General features: G+C 52.4%; 16 protein-coding genes. 11 read left to right on the forward strand and 5 right to left on the reverse strand.

Features of this window, described 5'->3' with window-relative positions; all coding sequences use genetic code 11:
• Nucleotides 1–20: 20 nt before the first annotated feature.
• A complete protein-coding gene (locus CFI03_RS16280) occupies nucleotides 21–950 on the reverse strand; it encodes a manganese-dependent inorganic pyrophosphatase (RefSeq protein WP_127496956.1) in 930 nt (309 codons plus the stop codon).
• 214 nt (nucleotides 951–1,164) lie between these two features.
• Between CFI03_RS16280 and CFI03_RS16285 the strand changes: the two genes are divergently transcribed.
• The 8 genes from CFI03_RS16285 (at nucleotide 1,165) to CFI03_RS16320 (ending at nucleotide 9,549) form a co-directional block, all read left to right on the forward strand.
• On the forward strand, nucleotides 1,165–1,941 hold the full coding sequence (locus CFI03_RS16285) for a Cof-type HAD-IIB family hydrolase (protein WP_201004909.1): 777 nt from the start codon (nucleotides 1,165–1,167) through the stop codon (nucleotides 1,939–1,941).
• 320 nt (nucleotides 1,942–2,261) lie between these two features.
• A complete protein-coding gene (locus tag CFI03_RS16290) occupies nucleotides 2,262–3,149 on the forward strand; it encodes a VOC family protein (RefSeq protein WP_248758030.1) in 888 nt (295 codons plus the stop codon).
• Between the two features lie 12 nt (nucleotides 3,150–3,161).
• Entirely contained in the window at nucleotides 3,162–3,854 is a 693-nt protein-coding gene (locus tag CFI03_RS16295; RefSeq protein WP_248758031.1) for a metal-dependent hydrolase, read from the forward strand.
• Nucleotides 3,855–3,981: 127 nt separating this feature from the next.
• Nucleotides 3,982–4,659 (forward strand): response regulator transcription factor, encoded by a 678-nt coding sequence (locus CFI03_RS16300; RefSeq protein WP_248758032.1) that lies wholly within the window; start codon nucleotides 3,982–3,984, stop codon nucleotides 4,657–4,659.
• Nucleotides 4,656–6,119, forward strand: coding sequence for a sensor histidine kinase (locus CFI03_RS16305; protein ID WP_248758033.1), 1,464 nt, complete (start codon nucleotides 4,656–4,658; stop codon nucleotides 6,117–6,119). Before CFI03_RS16300 ends, CFI03_RS16305 begins: the two co-directional genes overlap by 4 nt.
• A 172-nt stretch (nucleotides 6,120–6,291) precedes the next feature.
• Nucleotides 6,292–7,002, forward strand: a complete 711-nt coding sequence (locus CFI03_RS16310; protein WP_283094569.1) for a polyphosphate polymerase domain-containing protein — start codon at nucleotides 6,292–6,294, stop codon at nucleotides 7,000–7,002.
• 4 nt (nucleotides 7,003–7,006) lie between these two features.
• Complete coding sequence (locus tag CFI03_RS16315; RefSeq protein ID WP_127496963.1) at nucleotides 7,007–7,714, forward strand: DUF4956 domain-containing protein; 708 nt, start codon at nucleotides 7,007–7,009, stop codon at nucleotides 7,712–7,714.
• A 20-nt stretch (nucleotides 7,715–7,734) separates the two neighbouring features.
• Nucleotides 7,735–9,549 carry a CotH kinase family protein gene (locus tag CFI03_RS16320; RefSeq protein ID WP_248758034.1) on the forward strand — a complete coding sequence of 605 codons (1,815 nt, stop codon included), beginning with the start codon at nucleotides 7,735–7,737 and terminating at the stop codon, nucleotides 9,547–9,549.
• A 211-nt stretch (nucleotides 9,550–9,760) separates the two neighbouring features.
• On the opposite strand, the gene CFI03_RS16325 is transcribed toward CFI03_RS16320, so the two are convergent.
• Both CFI03_RS16325 and CFI03_RS16330 read right to left on the reverse strand, forming a co-directional pair.
• The gene (locus CFI03_RS16325) at nucleotides 9,761–11,428 is read right to left on the reverse strand and encodes an ABC1 kinase family protein (protein WP_248758035.1); all 1,668 of its coding nucleotides are present in this window, start codon (nucleotides 11,426–11,428) and stop codon (nucleotides 9,761–9,763) included.
• A gap of 14 nt (nucleotides 11,429–11,442) precedes the next feature.
• Nucleotides 11,443–11,742: a phasin family protein gene (locus tag CFI03_RS16330; RefSeq protein WP_127496966.1), complete on the reverse strand. Its 300-nt coding sequence runs from the start codon at nucleotides 11,740–11,742 to the stop codon at nucleotides 11,443–11,445.
• A gap of 191 nt (nucleotides 11,743–11,933) precedes the next feature.
• Between CFI03_RS16330 and CFI03_RS16335 the strand changes: the two genes are divergently transcribed.
• Together CFI03_RS16335 and fabV are read left to right on the forward strand one after the other, a co-directional pair.
• A complete protein-coding gene (locus CFI03_RS16335) occupies nucleotides 11,934–12,140 on the forward strand; it encodes an alpha/beta-type small acid-soluble spore protein (RefSeq protein WP_248758036.1) in 207 nt (68 codons plus the stop codon).
• A 196-nt stretch (nucleotides 12,141–12,336) separates the two neighbouring features.
• Nucleotides 12,337–13,527: an enoyl-ACP reductase FabV gene (gene fabV, locus CFI03_RS16340; protein ID WP_248758037.1), complete on the forward strand. Its 1,191-nt coding sequence runs from the start codon at nucleotides 12,337–12,339 to the stop codon at nucleotides 13,525–13,527.
• A 169-nt stretch (nucleotides 13,528–13,696) separates the two neighbouring features.
• On the opposite strand, the gene CFI03_RS31100 is transcribed toward fabV, so the two are convergent.
• Together CFI03_RS31100 and CFI03_RS16345 are read right to left on the reverse strand one after the other, a co-directional pair.
• On the reverse strand, nucleotides 13,697–13,831 hold the full coding sequence (locus CFI03_RS31100; protein WP_283094570.1) for a hypothetical protein: 135 nt from the start codon (nucleotides 13,829–13,831) through the stop codon (nucleotides 13,697–13,699).
• Between the two features lie 269 nt (nucleotides 13,832–14,100).
• Nucleotides 14,101–15,120 (reverse strand): LLM class flavin-dependent oxidoreductase, encoded by a 1,020-nt coding sequence (locus tag CFI03_RS16345; RefSeq protein WP_248758038.1) that lies wholly within the window; start codon nucleotides 15,118–15,120, stop codon nucleotides 14,101–14,103.
• 260 nt (nucleotides 15,121–15,380) lie between these two features.
• Between CFI03_RS16345 and acnA the strand changes: the two genes are divergently transcribed.
• Nucleotides 15,381–18,089, forward strand: a complete 2,709-nt coding sequence (acnA, locus tag CFI03_RS16350; protein WP_248758039.1) for an aconitate hydratase AcnA — start codon at nucleotides 15,381–15,383, stop codon at nucleotides 18,087–18,089.
• Nucleotides 18,090–18,128 lie beyond the last annotated feature (39 nt).

Genomic DNA, 18,128 nt, shown 5'->3' on the forward strand with positions numbered 1-18,128 from the left:
TTCTTCTATTATATAGCGTATTATTTGCTTAATGTTTCGGTCAGTACGGGAACGATCTGCGATTTGCGTGACACAACGCCTTTCAGAAGCGCCTTGTTGCCTTCCAGAGTAACGTTGTAAGCTTGTTCGACAGCGTTAGCTTTCGCACCCAGAGTAAGAGCGATGGAATCGCTGTTCAGGATGTCGGTAACGACGAATACGAACAGATCAAGACCTTTTTTCGCGATGGTTTCGTTGATTGCCGCTTCCAGATCCGCTTGGCGAACCAGAACGTCGTTTGTGTCAACCGCGTTAACTTGAGCGATTTCTACTTTTGCGCTGCCCATCGAGAATTCTTTCGCGTCCAGCGACAGAAGCTGCCCGATTGTTTTGTCGCGGAGATCCGCGCCGGCTTTCAGCATTTCCAGACCGTAAACTTCAGCGTCAACGCCGGCGATTTCAGCCAGCTCGCGAGCTGCCGCTACGTCTTGCTCCGTGCATGTAGGCGATTTGAACAGAAGGGAGTCAGAGATAATAGCGGACAGCATCAGTCCAGCGGCCTCTTTGCTGATGGCAACGCCGTTTTCTTTGTACAGCTTGTTCAGGATTGTAGCCGTGCAGCCTACAGGCTCGGCACGGAAGTACAGAGGAGCCGCAGTTTCGAAGTTAGCGATGCGGTGGTGGTCGATAACTTCAACGACGCGAACTTGATCAATATCGGAAACGCTTTGCTGGCGCTCGTTATGGTCAACCAGAATAACGTTGTTTACTTCGCCTGCTACAGTCTCGACAAAACGCGGAGCTTCCGTCTTGAAGTAGTCCAGAGCATATTGCGTTTCGCCGTTGACTTCGCCAAGGCGTACGGCTTCAACGTTAAAACCAAGTTTCGATTTCAGTTCGGCATAGGCAATCGCGGAGCAGATCGTGTCTGTATCCGGATTTTTGTGCCCGAAGATCAATGTTTTTTCCATTGCGTGCATTCTCCTTATTTCCCAATTATAGATACCCATCTGATTATATCGCATAATGCGTCCAACTCCTACTTCTTTACACCGATTCATTCAAAATGTTCGCACTCTTCTGCGCCGCCTTCCAGCCTATAAAGCTTGCCTAATCACGGAAATCGGTGTTATAGTACGTCAATATATAGATGAAACCGCAAATAGGGATAGGAGAGGTAAGCTTATGCCATACAAAATCGCTTTCTTTGACATCGACGGCACATTATTGGATGAAGAAAAACAAATCCCGCAGGATACGATCGACGCGATTCGCGACCTGCAGGCCAGCGGGGTACCTGCTGTTATCGCAACGGGCAGAGCGCCTTACTTTTTCGCTCCGATTGCCGAGCAGCTTGGAATTGATTCTTATGTCAGCCTGAATGGCGCGTACGTCGTATACAAAGGAGAAGCCATCTACCGTCGCCCTATTCCGCGCGAAGACGTGGAAACCCTGGTCAGCCATGCTTCCGCCCACAATCATACTCTCGTGTTCGAAGGACATGATTCGTTCTACCGAAATACGGAATCCCACCCGCATGTGTTTAATTCCGTAGCATCGCTGCGCGTTGCGCAGCCGGGCTTTGATCCGGACTTCTGGCAGAAGGAAGACGTCTACCAGATCTTCTTGCATTGTACCGCGGACGAAGAGCATCTGTACGGAGAAGCTAATCCGGGACTTCGCTTTATCCGCTGGCATGACACCGCGATGGACGTGCTTACCGTTGACGGCTCCAAGGCGCAAGGGATTAAAGCGTTGCTCAAGCTGCTCAACATCGCTCCGGAAGAAGCCGTTGCGTTCGGCGACGGTCTGAACGACAAAGAAATGCTCGAGGTTGTTGGCCTTGGCATTGCGATGGGCAACTCCCATGAAGAGCTGAAGCCGTTCGCGAATTACATTACGACGCATGTAAGCGACAGCGGCATCCGCAACGGTCTCGTGCATGCCGGTCTTATCAAATAAATAGGTTCGGCCAAGCCCGCCATTGCGCGGGCTTTTATTTTTGGCGCCGTAGGTTGGCGAAACCTCCGATTATAAACTCCCGCTAATCCAACCCCCGCTGCAACACGATAATTTCCTCTTATTTCGTTATCTGCCTCCATCCGGGTACAACCGCGTATCTTATTCGCATTTTTATTCCACACTAACACAAGTACATAAGCGATTTCCGCAACCTTACTCCACGCCTTTTCCCCGGTTTTCACAATCCCATAACTTGACAACACTAAATATATTATTTATATTAATTTACAAAAAGTAACTAAGCGAAGGAGGGCTACATCATGTCCGCAAGCATCCATCCAGATACCGTTCTTGGCGCTGTAAAGCTCAAGATCAGCAATCTCGCGCAATCTCTCAGCTTCTACACCGAGGTTATCGGCCTCCGGATTCTGGAGCAGACGAGCACGACTGCCGCATTAGCCGCTGATGGCAAGACAGCTCTCATTCTGCTTGAGCAAATACCGGACGCTATTGTAGCGCCAGAGCGCAGAGGAACAACCGGGCTGTACCACTATGCCCTGCTGCTTCCCAGCCGCAAGGAGCTTGGCATCGTTCTTAAGCGGCTGATCGCTCACCGCATCCCGCTTGGCCAGGCCGATCACTTGGTCAGCGAAGCGTTATACTTATCCGATCCCGACCATAACGGAATCGAGATTTATGCCGATCGTCCAAGATCCGAATGGAAGCGCGACGTTAACGGCGATTACGTTATGGCAACCGATCCGATCGACTGGGAAGGTCTATTGCAGGAAGCCGGCGAAGAAGATATAACGACAGGTCTGCCGCCTGAAACCATCATGGGCCACGTCCATCTTCATACGGTGGGCATTCCGGAATCAAGAGCGTTCTACAACGGTCTGCTAGGCTTCGATATTGTCGGCGATTATACCCAGATGCGTGCATTATTCGTATCGGCCGGAGGCTACCATCACCATATCGGACTTAATGTATGGGCTGGCATCGGAGCTCCCGCTCCCTCTTCCCGATCAACCGGGCTAGACTATTTTACGATCGTCTATCCGGATTCCGGCGAACTCTCATCGGCCCTTGAACGGCTCCTTGCCGCAGGCATTTCCGTTGAACAGCAGGACGGCGCCGCTTTCGTCACGGATCCGTCCAGCGTACGCATTAAACTTACCACGAGACTTGTCCAACAAAACAACCGTTAAGGAGCTGCTACAATGACTGATATTATTTTTCACGGACATTCCTGTGTCCAGATTACTTCCGGCGATAACTCGCTTGTAATCGATCCTTTCCTGAGAGGAAACGAACTGGCTGTAACGAAGCCCGAAGACATCAAGGTCAACTCGGTCCTTCTCACGCATGCCCATATAGATCATATCCTGGATGCGGAGCCTATCGCCCGGGCGAACAATGCTCCGGTTGTCGCGAACGTCGAGCTTGCTACCTACATGTCCTGGAAAGGCGTTGAGACGATTGGCATGAACATAGGCGGAACCGTTGATCTTGGCTTTGCCAAAGCGAAAATGATTCAAGCGTTCCACAGCTCGGGCATTACCATCGCGGAAGAGCAGCGCATTATATACGGAGGCATGCCGGGCGGCTACATTATTACGGTGGACGGCAAGACGATTCTCCATGCCGGCGACACTGCTCTGTATGGCGATATGAAAATGATCGGAGACCGTCATAACATTGACGTTGCTCTCATCCCGATCGGCGACCACTTCACGATGGGCCCCGAGGATGCTCTCCAAGCGGCCGAATGGTTCGGCGCCAAGGTGACGATCCCGGTTCACTACAATTCCTTCCCGGTTATCCGCCAGGATGCGGAAGCCTTCGTTCAGGCTTTGGAAGCAAAAGGATTAAAAGGCCAGCTCCTCGAGCCCGGCCAGAAGCTGTCCATCTAACGCGCAAGCTGCCTTCCCTTATAGGGTCGGCAGCTTTTTTTATTTGCGGTTAATGAAATTCCTGCTAAAAACGACGATAATAAGTAGACAACAAATTTTGAACATGATAACGGGGAGCAACGCATTTATGAACGGAATCCGATTATTGCTGGCTGACGATGAGCCGCATATTATACAGTTTCTTGAGCTGGGTCTTCTGAACGAAGGGTTTGACATCCGTACCGCCGAGGACGGAGCAGCCGCCTTGCAGCTGGCCAAGGAGTTTCAGCCCCATGTCCTTATTCTCGATGTCATGATGCCGGAGCTGAACGGGTTTGAAGTTTGCCAAGCGGTCAAAGACACCGGAGCGAACGTTGCGGTCATTATGCTTACCGCGAAGGATGAGATCGAAGACCGGGTGAAGGGCTTAACGCTTGGCGCGGATGATTATGTCGTGAAGCCCTTCAGCTTCGAAGAACTGCTCGCCCGGATCAAAGCCCGGCTCCGCAACCAGTTCCCAAGCCTGCTGGGCGAGGCGACTTACGGCCCCTTCCGCGTGAACGACCTCAAGAAGGAACTGATCTACCAGGATAAGACCCTGGAGCTCTCACCCACCGAATATGAGCTGTTGAAATATATCGTGCTGAACAACGGCATTGTACTCAGCAAAGCGCAAATATTGGACAGCGTATGGGGCTACCGGTTTGGCGGGGAAGACAATATCGTCGAGGTGTACATCCGCTCCCTGCGGGACAAGCTTGGCGACAAGGAGCACCGGCTTATCCGTACGCTGCGGGGCGTCGGTTACAGGATGGATCTGTCATGAGACGCTCGCTCTTAGCCCCCCGCTCCCTCCGATTTCAGCTTCTTCAGCGCTCTCTGTTCGTCATGGCGGCTCTGCTGCTTATGATCGGAATTTTGCAGTATGTTTTGATGAAGGATTTTCAATATAAAAATAAAGCCGAAGCGCTGGAGGCCCAACTAATCTCGCTTCCCCATGATTGGTTTGGAGGCAAGCCGTTCGGCGGCGGCAGTCTCCCCGGCAGCTTGCCGCCCATGCAGCTGCCGATCCCGGCCCCGTTTTATTATCAGCCCGGCTTGTCCCTGGCCTCCATTAATCTTGAAGGCGAATTTACCGATCTGTCGCGCGATGAGGAGCTTAACGCGCCTCAATTATCGGCCGGGCAATATAAAGAGCTGCTTAAACAGCCTAATCAGCGTGGCGCTTACCGGATCTTGACGGACAAAAAAGGTACGGAGCAGCTGGTCGTCTTTCATGTTACGGGGCCTCCCGGACATCCCGACGGCATCATCCAGGCCGGAACGGATACCGCTTCTCTGAATCAAATACTGATGACTCAACTTGCGATCTTTATCGGATTGTCCGTGCTTGCGCTGGCTGCCGGCTTATGGCTCTATATTCCCCTGCTGCGCCGCACGCTTGGCCCGTTGTCGAGCGTCGTGCAAAAGGTCAGTCAGACGGATGCCGCAAATTTGAACGAAAGACTGCCCGTCAATCAAGGACAGCAGGAAATCGACCAGCTTGCCGTTGCCTTTAACGGGATGCTGGAGCGTCTGGACCTTTCCTTTGAAGCCGAACGGCAGACAACGGAACGAATGAGACGGTTTATCGCGGACGCGTCGCATGAGCTGCGCACACCGCTTACGTCTATTCATGGCTTTATCGAAGTTTTGCTGCGCGGGGCCGCTTCCAACCCGGATCAGCTTCGTTCCGCCTTAACCAGCATGCAGCTGGAATCCAAACGGATCAACAAGCTGGTCGAGGATTTGCTCCTGCTTGCCAAGCTTGATCAAGCCCCATCGCCCGAACGGATCGAGATCCGGCTGGACAAGCTTCTGCAGGAAATGGAGCCCCAGCTTCTCTTACTAGGTGGCACTCGCAGCGTTAGCCTGCACATCAATTCGGGCATTCAGGTGTCCGGGCATCCCGATCAGCTTAAGCAAGCGGTGCTGAATCTGTTCCTGAATGCCGTTCAGCATACCGATCCGGATGCCGGCAGCTTGTCCCTTAAACTATACACGGAAGCATCTGAAGCGGTTATTGCCGTGTCCGATAATGGCTCCGGTATAGCGGCGGAGCATCTGCCCCATCTATTCGAACGATTCTACAGAAGCGAATCCTCGCGAACGCGCAAAAGCGGGGGTACTGGTCTTGGCCTTGCCATTACCCAGTCCCTTGTCGCACAGCATCACGGCACCATACACGTGGACAGTATAGAAGGCTCGGGCAGCACGTTCCGGATCAGACTGCCGCTTTATCCATGAGAAAGGCTATCCCGTCATACCAAATGGCGGGATAGCCTTTTTGCCATGCGCAGGAAGACATTCAGCATTCTTTCAGCCAGCGTTAAGATTAGCATCAGACTCAGCCTATACAATTAGTTTTGTTAAGAGAATGTAAACGAAAGCAAACGTGACAGTGAAATGAGGTGTAATAATGAGCAAAATCAAATTCAGGAATGAGCTGAAATTTTTCATCAATCATCTGCAATATTTCACGATCCGCCAACGGTTGAGGAATCTGATGCAGCCCGATGAGCATGCGGGTTCAACCGGTGAATACCATATCCGAAGCTTGTATTTCGACGATTTTAGCAATACCGCCTTAAACGACAAGCTGGGCGGCTTCCGGGACAGAAAAAAGTACCGGATCCGCATCTACAACGGCCAGGACAAAGTCATTCATTTCGAAAAAAAGCTTAAACGGATGGACTACATCGCCAAGTTGAAGGAGCCGCTTACCAGAGAGATGTACAACCGCATTATGGCAGGCGATTACGAGGTTCTAAACGTGCCGGACAAGCCGCTGTTTACGGAGATCTACAATGAAATGCACGACAATCTGCTTCGTCCGAAGGTCATCGTCGATTATGTGCGCGAGCCTTATGTCTGCCATAACGGCAACGTACGGATTACATTCGATAAGGACCTGCGGACCGGGCTGCATGCGGTCGATATTTTTGATCCCGAGCTGGCGCCCGTCAAAGCGATTGATGAAGATCTCATCATTCTGGAAGTGAAATTCGATGAGTACATCCCGGGCTACATTCAGACTGCGCTACAGCTTGAAGGCCTGAACCGCCAATCGGCGTCCAAGTACGTCATCTGCCGTAAATTTCTGAAATATAACTCGTGGGAGGATTATTAAACCAATGGATACAACAACTAACGCAACCGATACGACCAACACGTTTTCCGACCTTTTCAAAAGCTCGGTCCTCGACAATTTCAATTCGAGCATCGATATTTCGAAAATGCTGATCACGCTCGCTATCTCTTTCTTAATCGGTCTGTTTATTTACACGCTTTACAAGAGAATCTTCAGCGGGGTGTTATACTCCAAGAGCTTTAACGTCTCCCTGATCGGGATGACCATCATTACGTCCGTCGTTATTCTGGCGGTCAACTCGAACCTCGTCCTGTCCCTCGGTATGGTCGGCGCGCTCTCGATCGTTCGTTTCCGTACGCCAATCAAAGACCCGACCGACCTGATCTTCCTGTTCTGGGCGGCAGCTGCCGGTATCGTAACCGGCGCAGGCTTCTTCACTCTTGCCGTTGTTGGCTCTGTTGTTATCGGGCTTGTCCTCTTCCTGTTCGTAAAAGGCGGCAAGGTGGAAAATCCGTACCTTCTGGTTGTTCAATGCGCGAATGACGAGAGCGAAAAAGCCGTTCAGCAACAAGTCGGCAAGCTGGTTAAACGCTATAACGTGAAGCAAAAAACCGTATCCGCAGGAAATATCGAAATTACGCTGGAAGTCCGTCTGAACGATCAGGAAGGACGTTTTGTAAACGAGCTGTCGCAGATTGCCGGCGTTCGCAATGCCGTTCTGATCAGTTACAACGGAGATTACGTATCGTAAAAGACAGGATGGTGCTTAAGATGAAAGCGAAGTTTATGCTGACGCTCTTCTCCATCATTCTGATCATCGGATTAACAGGATGCGGCTCCAAGCCGGCAGCTAACAATGAGGGAGAAAGTGCTGAGAACAAAGCCGCCTCCAAGGAGGAGCAGTTTTTAGACGAAACCGTATTTCCGAAGGACAAAGTCGTCGACGTGAAAATTACGATCGATGAAGATCAGTTTCAGGACATTATCGATAATGCCAGCGCCGAGGAATATCACGCGGCGTCCGTCGATTATAACGGAGAGCATTTCGATAATGTCGGCATTCGCGCCAAGGGTAATCTAAGCCTGCGCAGCGTTGTGCAGATGGCCGATTCCGACAGGTACAGCTTCAAGATCTCTTTTGACGAATACGTGAACCAGACGCTTGGCGGCATCAGCAAAATCAACCTGAACAATAATTACAGCGATGCTTCCTATATGCGCGAATTTCTGACCTATGAGCTGGCGGAACAGATGGGCTTGCCGACTCCGAAGTTTTCGTTCGTTAACGTCTATGTCAATGACAAGCTATGGGGCTTCTACTTGGCGGTTGAACAAGTCCGGGACGAATACCTGAACCGCAATTTCGGCAACTCTTATGGCGCTTTGTATAAAGGCATTATGGGTACGGGCAGCGATCTGCTCTGGATTGACGACAAGCTTGATTCTTACCCGGGTCTTGCGCAAAAATCCAAATCATCCAATAACGACATTCTGATTGATATGCTCAAAGAGCTCAACAGCGGCACCGATCTGGAGAAATACATCAATGTCGATGATGCCTTAGGCTATATCGCCTTAAACGCTGCTACCATGAATATGGACAGCTACTTGGGCGGCAACAAGCAGAATTATTATCTGTATGAGGATGACGGCGTCTTCTCGATTCTGCCATGGGATTACAATATGGCCTTTGGCGGCATGGGAATGATGGGCGGCGGCGGAGGTTCAAGCAGTCTCTTAATCGACGAGCCTACGCAAAGCGCGGTAGCTGATCGGCCGCTAATCGCGAAGCTGCTCGCCGTGGACGAGTACAAAGAGAAGTACCATGAGATGCTTCAAAAGATCGTAGACGGTTACTTGTCAGACACGCAATTCCAGGCAAGAGTAAATGAGCTTAACACGATGATCGCCTCGTATGTCAAAGCGGATCCTTCCTCGTTCTACACGTACGAGGAGTATGAGGCGGGAGTCAAATCGTTGGTCTCGACCAATGCAAGCACGATCAGCAATATCTCGCAGCAGCTCGACGGCACGATCCCCTCTTCGGGCGACGGCTCTGGCAGCGGTGGCGGCTTTGGCGGTGGCGGTGGCATGCGCGGCGGCGGCAACCGCCAGCAAAATGCCGCTGATGCAGTCGGAAGGCAGCAAGGCGTCGCTGCAGTTCAAGGCGCGGGCGGTAATGCGGCGCAGCAAGGTGCCGCTGCACAGCAGAGCACCAATGGCGCTGCGGACAGCAAGCAAGACGCGGTACCGGCTGCCGCGCAAGGCGCGAATGGCGCCGATGCGCCGCAAGGCGGCAATATGGGCGTGCCGCCGGACGGGTTCCAAGGCGGCGACGGCATGGGATTCCCTGGCGGCGATATGGGAGCCCCGCCGGGAGATTTCCAGGGCGGAGGTATGGGTCAGCCACCGGATGGCTTCCAAGGCGGCGGCATGGGCGGCGGAGGTTTCCCCGGAATGGGCATGGGTATGGGCAACCAGCCTAAGCAGGATAACTCTAAAGAAGGCATTACGGCCGGTATTGCAATCCTTGTCTTGCTCCTGTCGTGTCTGTTCATCAAATATTTCAACCGCAGAAGATTATAAGTCATAAAAAAAAGGAGCAGGGAATCCCCCTGCTCCTTTACCTGTTCCCCAAAAAAATAATTGATAAAGAATAGAGGCAATGTATCTCCTGGAGGAGCGTAGCGTTCGCCTTTGTCATGTATTTTACCACCTTTAAATATTGTTAAAGGTAAAATACTGGCAACAGCGGCCGGAAGGAGATACATTCCGTTATTCCTAATCAAACAAATAACTATCTGCTTCGTATGATAGCAACAATTAACCACACAAACAGAATCGAAGCAATCCCGAACCCGATCTCAATCGCCGGTATATTCCACAGCAGCGTGCTCTGATGCCCCATTGACGAGCCTATAATAAGGCCAACCATAATAATGCTGAACGACAGCAGCACAATGCTGAGGCTTAACCGGTTGCTGATCTGATCCAGCTTTTTCAGCACGGCATTTAATTCGGGAATGGCAAGATCCAGCCCTAGCCTTCCCCTTCGCATCATATTAAGCACGCTCCTCAAACTGAGCGGAACATCCGAGAGCAGCTCCAGATAATCCGGGATGTCATCCACCCATTTGCGCGCGAGCCGACGCGGGTCCAGCTTCTCGATCACCAGCTTCCGGCCAAACGGCTCGGCGACGTCAAACACGCTGAAATCCGGGTCAAGCGCCGTCACTACGCCTTCCAGGGTGAGGAACGTTTTTCCCAGCAAGGTAAGCTCGGACGGAATTCGAATCCCATGGCGGAAAGCAAGCGCGAACAGCTCATTGACCGACTCCCCGATCTTTACCTGACTAAGGGGAACCTTGTAATATTTGTCCCTCATTTCGTCCACGTCAGCCCGGAGCGCCTTCCTGTCCGTAGCATCGGGGATAAAGCCCATCCCGTTAATTGCCCGGATAATCGTACTCGTGCTTTGATTGCGCAGGCCGATTACAAAGGTGGCGAAATGCTGCTTCATGTCCGGCGTAAGCCTTCCGACCATCCCGAAATCTAGAAAAGCCAGGTTCCCGTCAGGCAAAACCAGCACATTCCCCGGATGCGGATCCCCATGGAAAAAGCCGTCCACCAGCACCTGGTGAAAGATCGCTTTGGAATACCGCTCCGCTAGCTTTTTATGGTCATAGCCACCCTGCTCGAGTTGCTCGCGGTCCGACAGTTTAATCCCTTCCACGTAATCCATCGTCAGAACAAGCTTGCTCGTATACTCCCAATACACCGCCGGAATGATGATGCCGTCAAACCTGCTGCTCTGGGCGGCGAACCGCTCCGCATTGCGTGCTTCCAGCCCGTAATCAAGCTCGGCGCGAAGCGCTCTGGCAATTTCGTCGATCATGTCGCGAAGCCGGTAGCTGCGCGCCCATTCGAGACGATGCTCCGCAACCCGCGCCAGCTCCGACAAGATATCGAGATCGGTCTCGATGACCTTTTGTATAGAAGGCCGCTGTACTTTTACCGCTACCACCGTGCCGTCTATCAGCTTGGCCCGGTATACCTGCCCGATTGACGCGGAAGCCAGCGGCTCTTCGCTAAACTCTGCAAATAATTGCTCAAGCGGCGAACCCAGCTCGTCTTCAATAATATGTACGGCTTCCAAATACGAAAAAGGCTGAACATGATCCTGCAGCTGCTCCAGCTCCGCAATAATGCCGGCAGGAATCAGGTCAGGCCGTATGCTTGCCATTTGACCCAGCTTGACGAAGGTTGGACCAAGCTCCTCCAGAAACATGCGAAGCCGCTCTCCGACTCCCCGTTTGCGAATGCCCTGCCTTTCACCGCCACGCAGCGCCAGTCCCGTATCCGGCAGTCCCAAATCCTTCGCGATATACCCAAAGCCGTTGCGGACAAAAGCGACAGCGATCTCCCGATAACGCTGCAAATGACGGAATTTCGATCTTACGCTCATACATCCGCCTCAGATCAGTCCACAGGGGTTTCTTTATGCTCAAGCGCCGCCACACGCTGCTCCAGCTGCTCGTATTGCTCTCTGGTTACGTATTTCTCGCCAATGATGGATTGTACGCGTTCGCGAATCATTTCTTCAATTTTATTGCGTGTTTCTTCGCCTTTCTTGAGCAGCTCATCGACATAGACGGACGATTCCGCTTTGGTAATTTCGCCTTTTCGCACCCATTCCTCCGCCAGCTTCTCTACTTGCTCCTTGCTTGTCACCGCAAATCCAAGTCCAAACGATACGGCTCTTCCGAACAAATCCTTCATCTGTATCACATCTCCTACAGTATGGAATACATCCAGTTTATGCAACTTGACCGGATTACAGTCATTGCGCTTGTTTCAACCGACATTAAGGTAAAAAAAGGGTGAATTTACGGATAATTCTTGGCTGTATATCGCATATTAACGGTAATAAATGGTCGTCTAATTCGACTGTTTTTTAGGAGGCACTATCCATGGCTAACCGCAAATCATTATTAGTTCCGAATGCCCGCGCCGCGCTTGAACAGCTTAAGTTCGAAATCGCGCAAGAGCTTGGCATAGAGCTTCCCGCTGACGGCTACTACGGCCATATGACGACTCGCGATATGGGCTCTATCGGCGGGACGATTACCAAGCGCCTGATTCAGATGGCGGAGCAGCAAATCTCCCGCCGGTATTAGGCAAGCCGCACTATGCTTACACGACAGGGGCTAACCCAACAGCATTCGCTGTTTCAATGGGCTTAGCCCTGTTTTTTTATGATTTCCTTTGTGCGTGAACTTCCCTTTAGAGCTAAAAATCGGTAAAATGAGAAATGGCTTGTCTTATTGGACTGAACCTATAATTATGATTTTAATGAAGAAAGGATTTTACCATATGATCATTAAACCGAAATCCCGCGGCTTTATCTGCACAACCGCCCATCCGGTTGGATGCGCGGAGCAAGTGAACCGCCAAGTGGAATACGTACAGTCCCAACCGAAATTGAAAGGTCCGCGCAATGTGCTTGTTATCGGCGCATCTACGGGATACGGCCTTGCTTCCCGCATCGTTGCGGCGTTTGGCGCTGGCGCGAATACCGTTGGCGTATTTACGAGCAAAGGCGCGGAAGGCAACCGTACGGCGAAGCCGGGCTGGTACAACTCCGCTGCCTTCGAGAGGGCTGCTGCGGAATCCGGCCTGAAATCGTTCAGCCTCACCGGCGATGCATTCTCCGACGAGACCAAAGCTAGAACGATCGATCTGATCCGCACGGAGCTTGGCTCGGTTGATCTCGTCGTCTACAGCGTTGCCGCACCTCGCCGCGTTCATCCGAAGACAGGCGAAGTGTTCAACTCGGTGATCAAGCCGATTGGTCAATCCTATTCGAACAAAACCGTTAACTTCCATAACGGCGTTGTGTCCGAAGCTACGATTGAGCCGGCTACGGAAGAAGAAATCAGCCAGACGATTACCGTCATGGGCGGCGAAGACTGGCAAATGTGGATCGACGAGCTCCAAGCAGCCGGCGTGCTTGCAGAAGGCGCTACTACGATTGCTTACTCGTACATCGGTCCGGAAATTACGCATGCGGTTTACCGTGACGGCACAATCGGCCGCGCGAAAAACGATCTGGAGGCTACGGCGCATAACCTCACCGAGCAATTGTCCTCCACTGGCGGACGCGCTTATGTTGCGGTTGCCAAAGCGCTGGTTACGCAGTCCAGCTCCGCGATTCCTGTCGTGCCGCTGTACATCTCGGCGCTCTTCAAAGTAATGAAGGAAAAAGGCATTCATGAGGGCTGCATCGAGCAAATGTACCGCATGTTCGCTACCCGCCTGTATGTAGACGGCCCTACGCCGGTTGACGAAAAAGGCCTCATCCGCATGGATGACTGGGAAATGCGCGAAGACGTCCAAGCTGCGGTAGACAAGCTGTGGAGCGAAATTACCACGGAAAATGTTTACGAGCTGTCCGATCTTGAAGGCTATCGCCGCGAGTTCTTCCAGCTGTTCGGCTTCGAAACCGACGGTATCGACTACGAAGCAGACACGAATCCGGAAGTTGATATTCCAAACCTCCGCTAAGACGATAAGAGAAAACCGTAGCAGGCCAGCCTGCTACGGTTTTTTTGTTGGGTAGACTGTACTTCATTCATCCATCGCCACCGACACATATCTGCCCCTTCCCACTTCCCGCATCTTAACGATGCCGCGTATCGTTAAGCTACCGCCTGTAGCCCATTTTGGGCCAGTTTCACGCGTTCTCCCGCTTCTTAACAAATGCGTGTGCTGCATCGTTAAGCTCACCAGCATCACCCTTTTCGCCCGCCTTAACGATGCCGCGTATCGTTAAGCTTTCCGCCTGCAGCCCATTTTGGGCCGGTTTCACGCATATTCCCGCTCCCTAACGATGTGCCGCATCGTTAAGCTCACCCTCCTCGCCCTCTTCGCCCGCCTTAACGATGCCGCGTATCGTTAAGCTCACGCGTGTAGCCCATTTTGGGCCTGTTTCACCCATTCTCCCGCTCCTTAACGATGTGCCGAATCTTTAAGCTCACCTGCCCAGCCCTCTTCGCCCGCCTTAACGATACCGCGTATCGTTAAGCTAATCTCTACAAACGAAAAAGAGCAGCCCGAAGGCTGCTCCACCGCTACCGCTTATTCCTTGCTGCCGCTTAATCCGAGCTGGGCAATCAGCTCATAGGACTTCAACCGCTCCTGATGATCGTAGATCGCGCAGTTGATGATCACTTCATCCGCATCCGTCTGCTCGATGAACGCATTCAGCTTTGCTTCAACCGTCTGCGGACTGCCTTTGATCGCCGTACGAAGCTGGTTGCGCACGGCCGTCAGCTCATACGGATTCGCGAAGCCTTCGAGATCGGCCGGCGGCTGAATCTTTCTTGGCACGCCGCCTCGGATCAGATTGAGGAACTGCTGTTCCAGCGTTGTGCCAAGCCATTCCGCGTGCTCGTCCGTATCGGCTGCGATGGCGTTTACGCCAACCATCGCATACGGCTTATCCAGATAAGCCGACGGCTTGAAGCTGCTGCGGTAAATATCAAGCGCCGGCAGCGTAAAGTCCGGCGAGAAATGGCTCGCGAAGCCAAATGGCAAGCCCAGCTCACCAGCCAGCCTCGCGCTGAAATCGCTGGAGCCAAGCAGCCAGATCGGCACATTCAGGCCTTCGCCCGGCACCGCGCGTACCGCTTTCTCCGATTCCGGTCCGCGGAAGAAGCCGCGAAGCTCTTCCAGCATCGCCGGGAAATTCTCCCCGCCGTACAAATCGCGGCGCAGCGCCATCATCGTCTGGCGGTCGCTGCCCGGCGCTCGGCCAAGGCCAAGATCAATACGGCCGGGATACAACGATTCAAGCGTGCCGAATTGCTCCGCGATCACAAGCGGCGCATGGTTAGGCAGCATGATGCCGCCGGAGCCGACGCGAATGGTCGATGTACCGCCCGCAATATGGCCGATTACTAATGAAGTAGCCGAGCTTGCGATTCCCGGCATGCTATGATGCTCGGCTACCCAATAGCGGGTATAGCCCCATTTTTCCGCATGCTGGGCCAGGTCGAGACTGTTGCGCAGGGCGTCCGAGGCCGTCGAGCCTTCCACAATCGGCGCAAGATCTAATATAGACAGCTTGACGTTGCCAAGCTTTTTCGTTGTTGTCATGTCCAACTCTCCTTCTCATGAGACATCATGTCCATTATAACGAAGTTCTATCGCAACTGCTATACATTAGTAAGTGACCACTGTATCCATTCTGCCAGCTGCTTGCGCAAATAACCGTGAATTTCCGCCAATGACTGTCTGAATCTGCTTTACGAACCTCACATCTCGAGCTATAATAAAGACATAACGATTTTTGAAATAGAGTTTCACAGAATGAAACAACAAAATCGTCAACATCATTCAAGGAGGAATACCCGAACATGGCAAATCAAGACCACTATTCTGTACGGTCGAGCCTGGAAGTCGGCGGCAAATCCTATGCTTACTACAGCCTTCAAGGTCTGGAAAAACAAGGACTTGGCGACATTTCCAAACTTCCATTTTCGATTAAAGTATTGCTCGAAGGCGCTGTTCGTCAATTCGACGGCCGTGCTATCACAAAAGAGCATGTCAAACAACTCGCTGATTGGGCGGCTAACCGCGACGACAAAGAAATTCCTTTCATCCCTTCCCGTATCGTACTGCAGGACTTGACCGGCGTACCGGTTGTCGTTGACCTTGCGGCAATGCGCGAAACGGTTAAAAAAGCAGGCGGCGACCCTAAAAAAATCAACCCGCTTGTACCTGTCGATCTCGTAATCGACCACTCCGTAATGGTTGACGCATTTGGTTCCCCGGATGCGCTTGAAATCAACCAACGCATCGAGTTCGAACGGAATGCAGAGCGCTACCGTTTCTTCCGTTGGGCACAAACGGCATTCGATAACTTCCGTGCGGTTCCGCCGGATACGGGTATCGTTCACCAAGTCAACCTCGAGTACCTGGCATCCGTTGCAGCTACAAAAACCGTTGACGGCGAAACATTCGTATTCCCGGATTCCCTCGTAGGTACGGACTCCCATACAACTATGATCAACGGTCTTGGTATCGTTGGCTGGGGCGTTGGCGGTATCGAGGCTGAAGCTGGCATGCTTGGCCAACCTCTGTACTTCGTAACTCCGGAAGTTATCGGCTTCAAGCTGACTGGCAGCCTGGCAGAAGGCGCTACGGCGACTGACCTTGCCCTGACTATCACTCAAATGCTTCGTAAAAAAGGCGTTGTCGGCAAATTCGTCGAGTTCTTCGGTTCCGGCTTGTCCAACATCAGCCTTCCTGACCGTGCAACGGTTGCCAACATGGCTCCTGAGTACGGCGCAACAATCGGTTTCTTCCCGGTTGACGCGACTACACTCGACTTCCTGCGCCAAACGGGCCGCACGGAAGAGCAAATCGAGCTGGTTGAGGCTTACTACAAAGCGCAAGACATGTTCCGTACGGATGCTACTCCGGACCCTGTCTTCACGGAAGTGGTTGAACTCGACCTGTCGACGGTTGTTCCTTCCCTTGCCGGTCCTAAACGTCCGCAAGACCGTATCGAGCTGACTTCGATGAAGGACGCTTGGAACGAAATCGTTCGCAAGCCAGTCGACAAAGGCGGTTATGGCCTGACTGACGAGAAAACAGAAGAAGTCGTTACCGTTAACCACTCTAACGGCAAAGTAAGCGAAATGAAAGCTGGCGCAGTCGTTCTGGCCGCTATCACAAGCTGTACGAACACTTCCAACCCTAGCGTAATGGTAGGCGCAGGCCTTGTGGCGAAGAAAGCTGTCGCTCGCGGTCTCGTTAAGCCTGAATACGTGAAGAGCTCGCTGACTCCAGGTTCCCTGGTTGTTACCGACTACCTCGTAAAAGCTGGCCTGCTCGAGTCCCTCGAAGCACTTGGCTTCCACGTTGCTGGTTACGGCTGCGCAACATGTATCGGTAACTCCGGTCCATTGCCTGAAGACGTAAGCCAAGCAATCGCTGACAACGACATGACTGTTGCTGCCGTATTGTCCGGTAACCGTAACTTTGAAGGCCGCATCCACGCGCAAATCAAAGCGAACTACCTGGCATCGCCGCCGCTTGTTGTTGCTTACGCGCTGGCTGGTACAGTTAACATCGACTTTGCTAGCGAACCAATCGGCTTCGATCCGCAAGGCGAGCCTGTCTTCCTGAAAGACATCTGGCCAACGAACCAGGAAATCGCTGACGCGATGAGCGCTTCGCTGTCCCCGGAAATGTTCCGTGCGAAATACGAGAATGTATACACGCAAAACGAACGTTGGAACGCTATTCCGGTACCGGAAGGCGAATTGTACGAGTGGGATCCAAAATCCACTTACATCGCTAACCCGCCGTTCTTCGACAGCCTTGCTGACGGCATCCGCGACGTTGAAGACATCAAAGCAGCGAAAACTTTGCTTGCTCTCGGCGACTCGGTTACAACTGACCATATCTCGCCTGCAGGCAGTATCCGTCCAGATGCTCCAGGCGGTAAATATCTGATCGCTAACGGTGTTGAGAAGAAAGACTTCAACTCCTACGGCTCCCGCCGCGGTCATCACGAAGTTATGGTTCGCGGTACATTCGCGAACATCCGTATCCGTAACCACATGGCTCCTGGCACAGAAGGCGGCTTCTCGACTTACCAGCCTACCGGCGAAGTGACTTCCGTATACGATGCTTCGATGAAATACCAAGCGGACAAAACAAACCTGGTTGTACTCGGCGGTAAAGAGTACGGTACAGGCAGCTCCCGTGACTGGGCAGCTAAAGGTACGTTCCTCCTCGGCGTTAAAGCCGTTATTACGGAGAGCTTCGAGCGTATCCACCGTTCCAACCTGGTTGGCATGGGCGTTCTTCCGCTCCAGTTCCAAGCTGGCCAAGGCTGGCAGGCACTTGGTCTGACTGGCTTCGAAACCTTCGATATCGTTGGTCTGTCGAACGATGTTCAACCAGGAGACCTGGTTTCGGTTATCGCTACGAAAGAAGACGGTTCCCAAATCGAATTCAAAGTTATCGTACGCCTCGACTCCCTTGTGGACGTTGACTACTACCGTAACGGCGGTATCCTGCAAACGGTTCTGCGTCAAATGATTAAGAACTAATTTATTCGTTATAACAAAAAGGTGAGCCCTCGGGCTCAC

The organism is Paenibacillus sp. ATY16 (assembly GCF_003399985.2).
GTDB lineage: Bacteria > Bacillota > Bacilli > Paenibacillales > Paenibacillaceae > Pristimantibacillus > Pristimantibacillus glycanilyticus.

Excerpts from the sequence above, each read along its gene's own strand:
- CFI03_RS16280 (WP_127496956.1), bottom strand. The coding sequence starts at position 950 with ATGGAAAAAACATTGATCTTCGGGCACAAAAATCCGGATACAGACACG.
- CFI03_RS16285 (WP_201004909.1), top strand. The coding sequence starts at position 1,165 with ATGCCATACAAAATCGCTTTCTTTGACATCGACGGCACATTATTGGAT.
- CFI03_RS16290 (WP_248758030.1), top strand. The coding sequence starts at position 2,262 with ATGTCCGCAAGCATCCATCCAGATACCGTTCTTGGCGCTGTAAAGCTC.
- CFI03_RS16295 (WP_248758031.1), top strand. The coding sequence starts at position 3,162 with ATGACTGATATTATTTTTCACGGACATTCCTGTGTCCAGATTACTTCC.
- CFI03_RS16300 (WP_248758032.1), top strand. The coding sequence starts at position 3,982 with ATGAACGGAATCCGATTATTGCTGGCTGACGATGAGCCGCATATTATA.
- CFI03_RS16305 (WP_248758033.1), top strand. The coding sequence starts at position 4,656 with ATGAGACGCTCGCTCTTAGCCCCCCGCTCCCTCCGATTTCAGCTTCTT.
- CFI03_RS16310 (WP_283094569.1), top strand. The coding sequence starts at position 6,292 with ATGAGCAAAATCAAATTCAGGAATGAGCTGAAATTTTTCATCAATCAT.
- CFI03_RS16315 (WP_127496963.1), top strand. The coding sequence starts at position 7,007 with ATGGATACAACAACTAACGCAACCGATACGACCAACACGTTTTCCGAC.
- CFI03_RS16320 (WP_248758034.1), top strand. The coding sequence starts at position 7,735 with ATGAAAGCGAAGTTTATGCTGACGCTCTTCTCCATCATTCTGATCATC.
- CFI03_RS16325 (WP_248758035.1), bottom strand. The coding sequence starts at position 11,428 with ATGAGCGTAAGATCGAAATTCCGTCATTTGCAGCGTTATCGGGAGATC.
- CFI03_RS16330 (WP_127496966.1), bottom strand. The coding sequence starts at position 11,742 with ATGAAGGATTTGTTCGGAAGAGCCGTATCGTTTGGACTTGGATTTGCG.
- CFI03_RS16335 (WP_248758036.1), top strand. The coding sequence starts at position 11,934 with ATGGCTAACCGCAAATCATTATTAGTTCCGAATGCCCGCGCCGCGCTT.
- fabV (WP_248758037.1), top strand. The coding sequence starts at position 12,337 with ATGATCATTAAACCGAAATCCCGCGGCTTTATCTGCACAACCGCCCAT.
- CFI03_RS16345 (WP_248758038.1), bottom strand. The coding sequence starts at position 15,120 with ATGACAACAACGAAAAAGCTTGGCAACGTCAAGCTGTCTATATTAGAT.
- acnA (WP_248758039.1), top strand. The coding sequence starts at position 15,381 with ATGGCAAATCAAGACCACTATTCTGTACGGTCGAGCCTGGAAGTCGGC.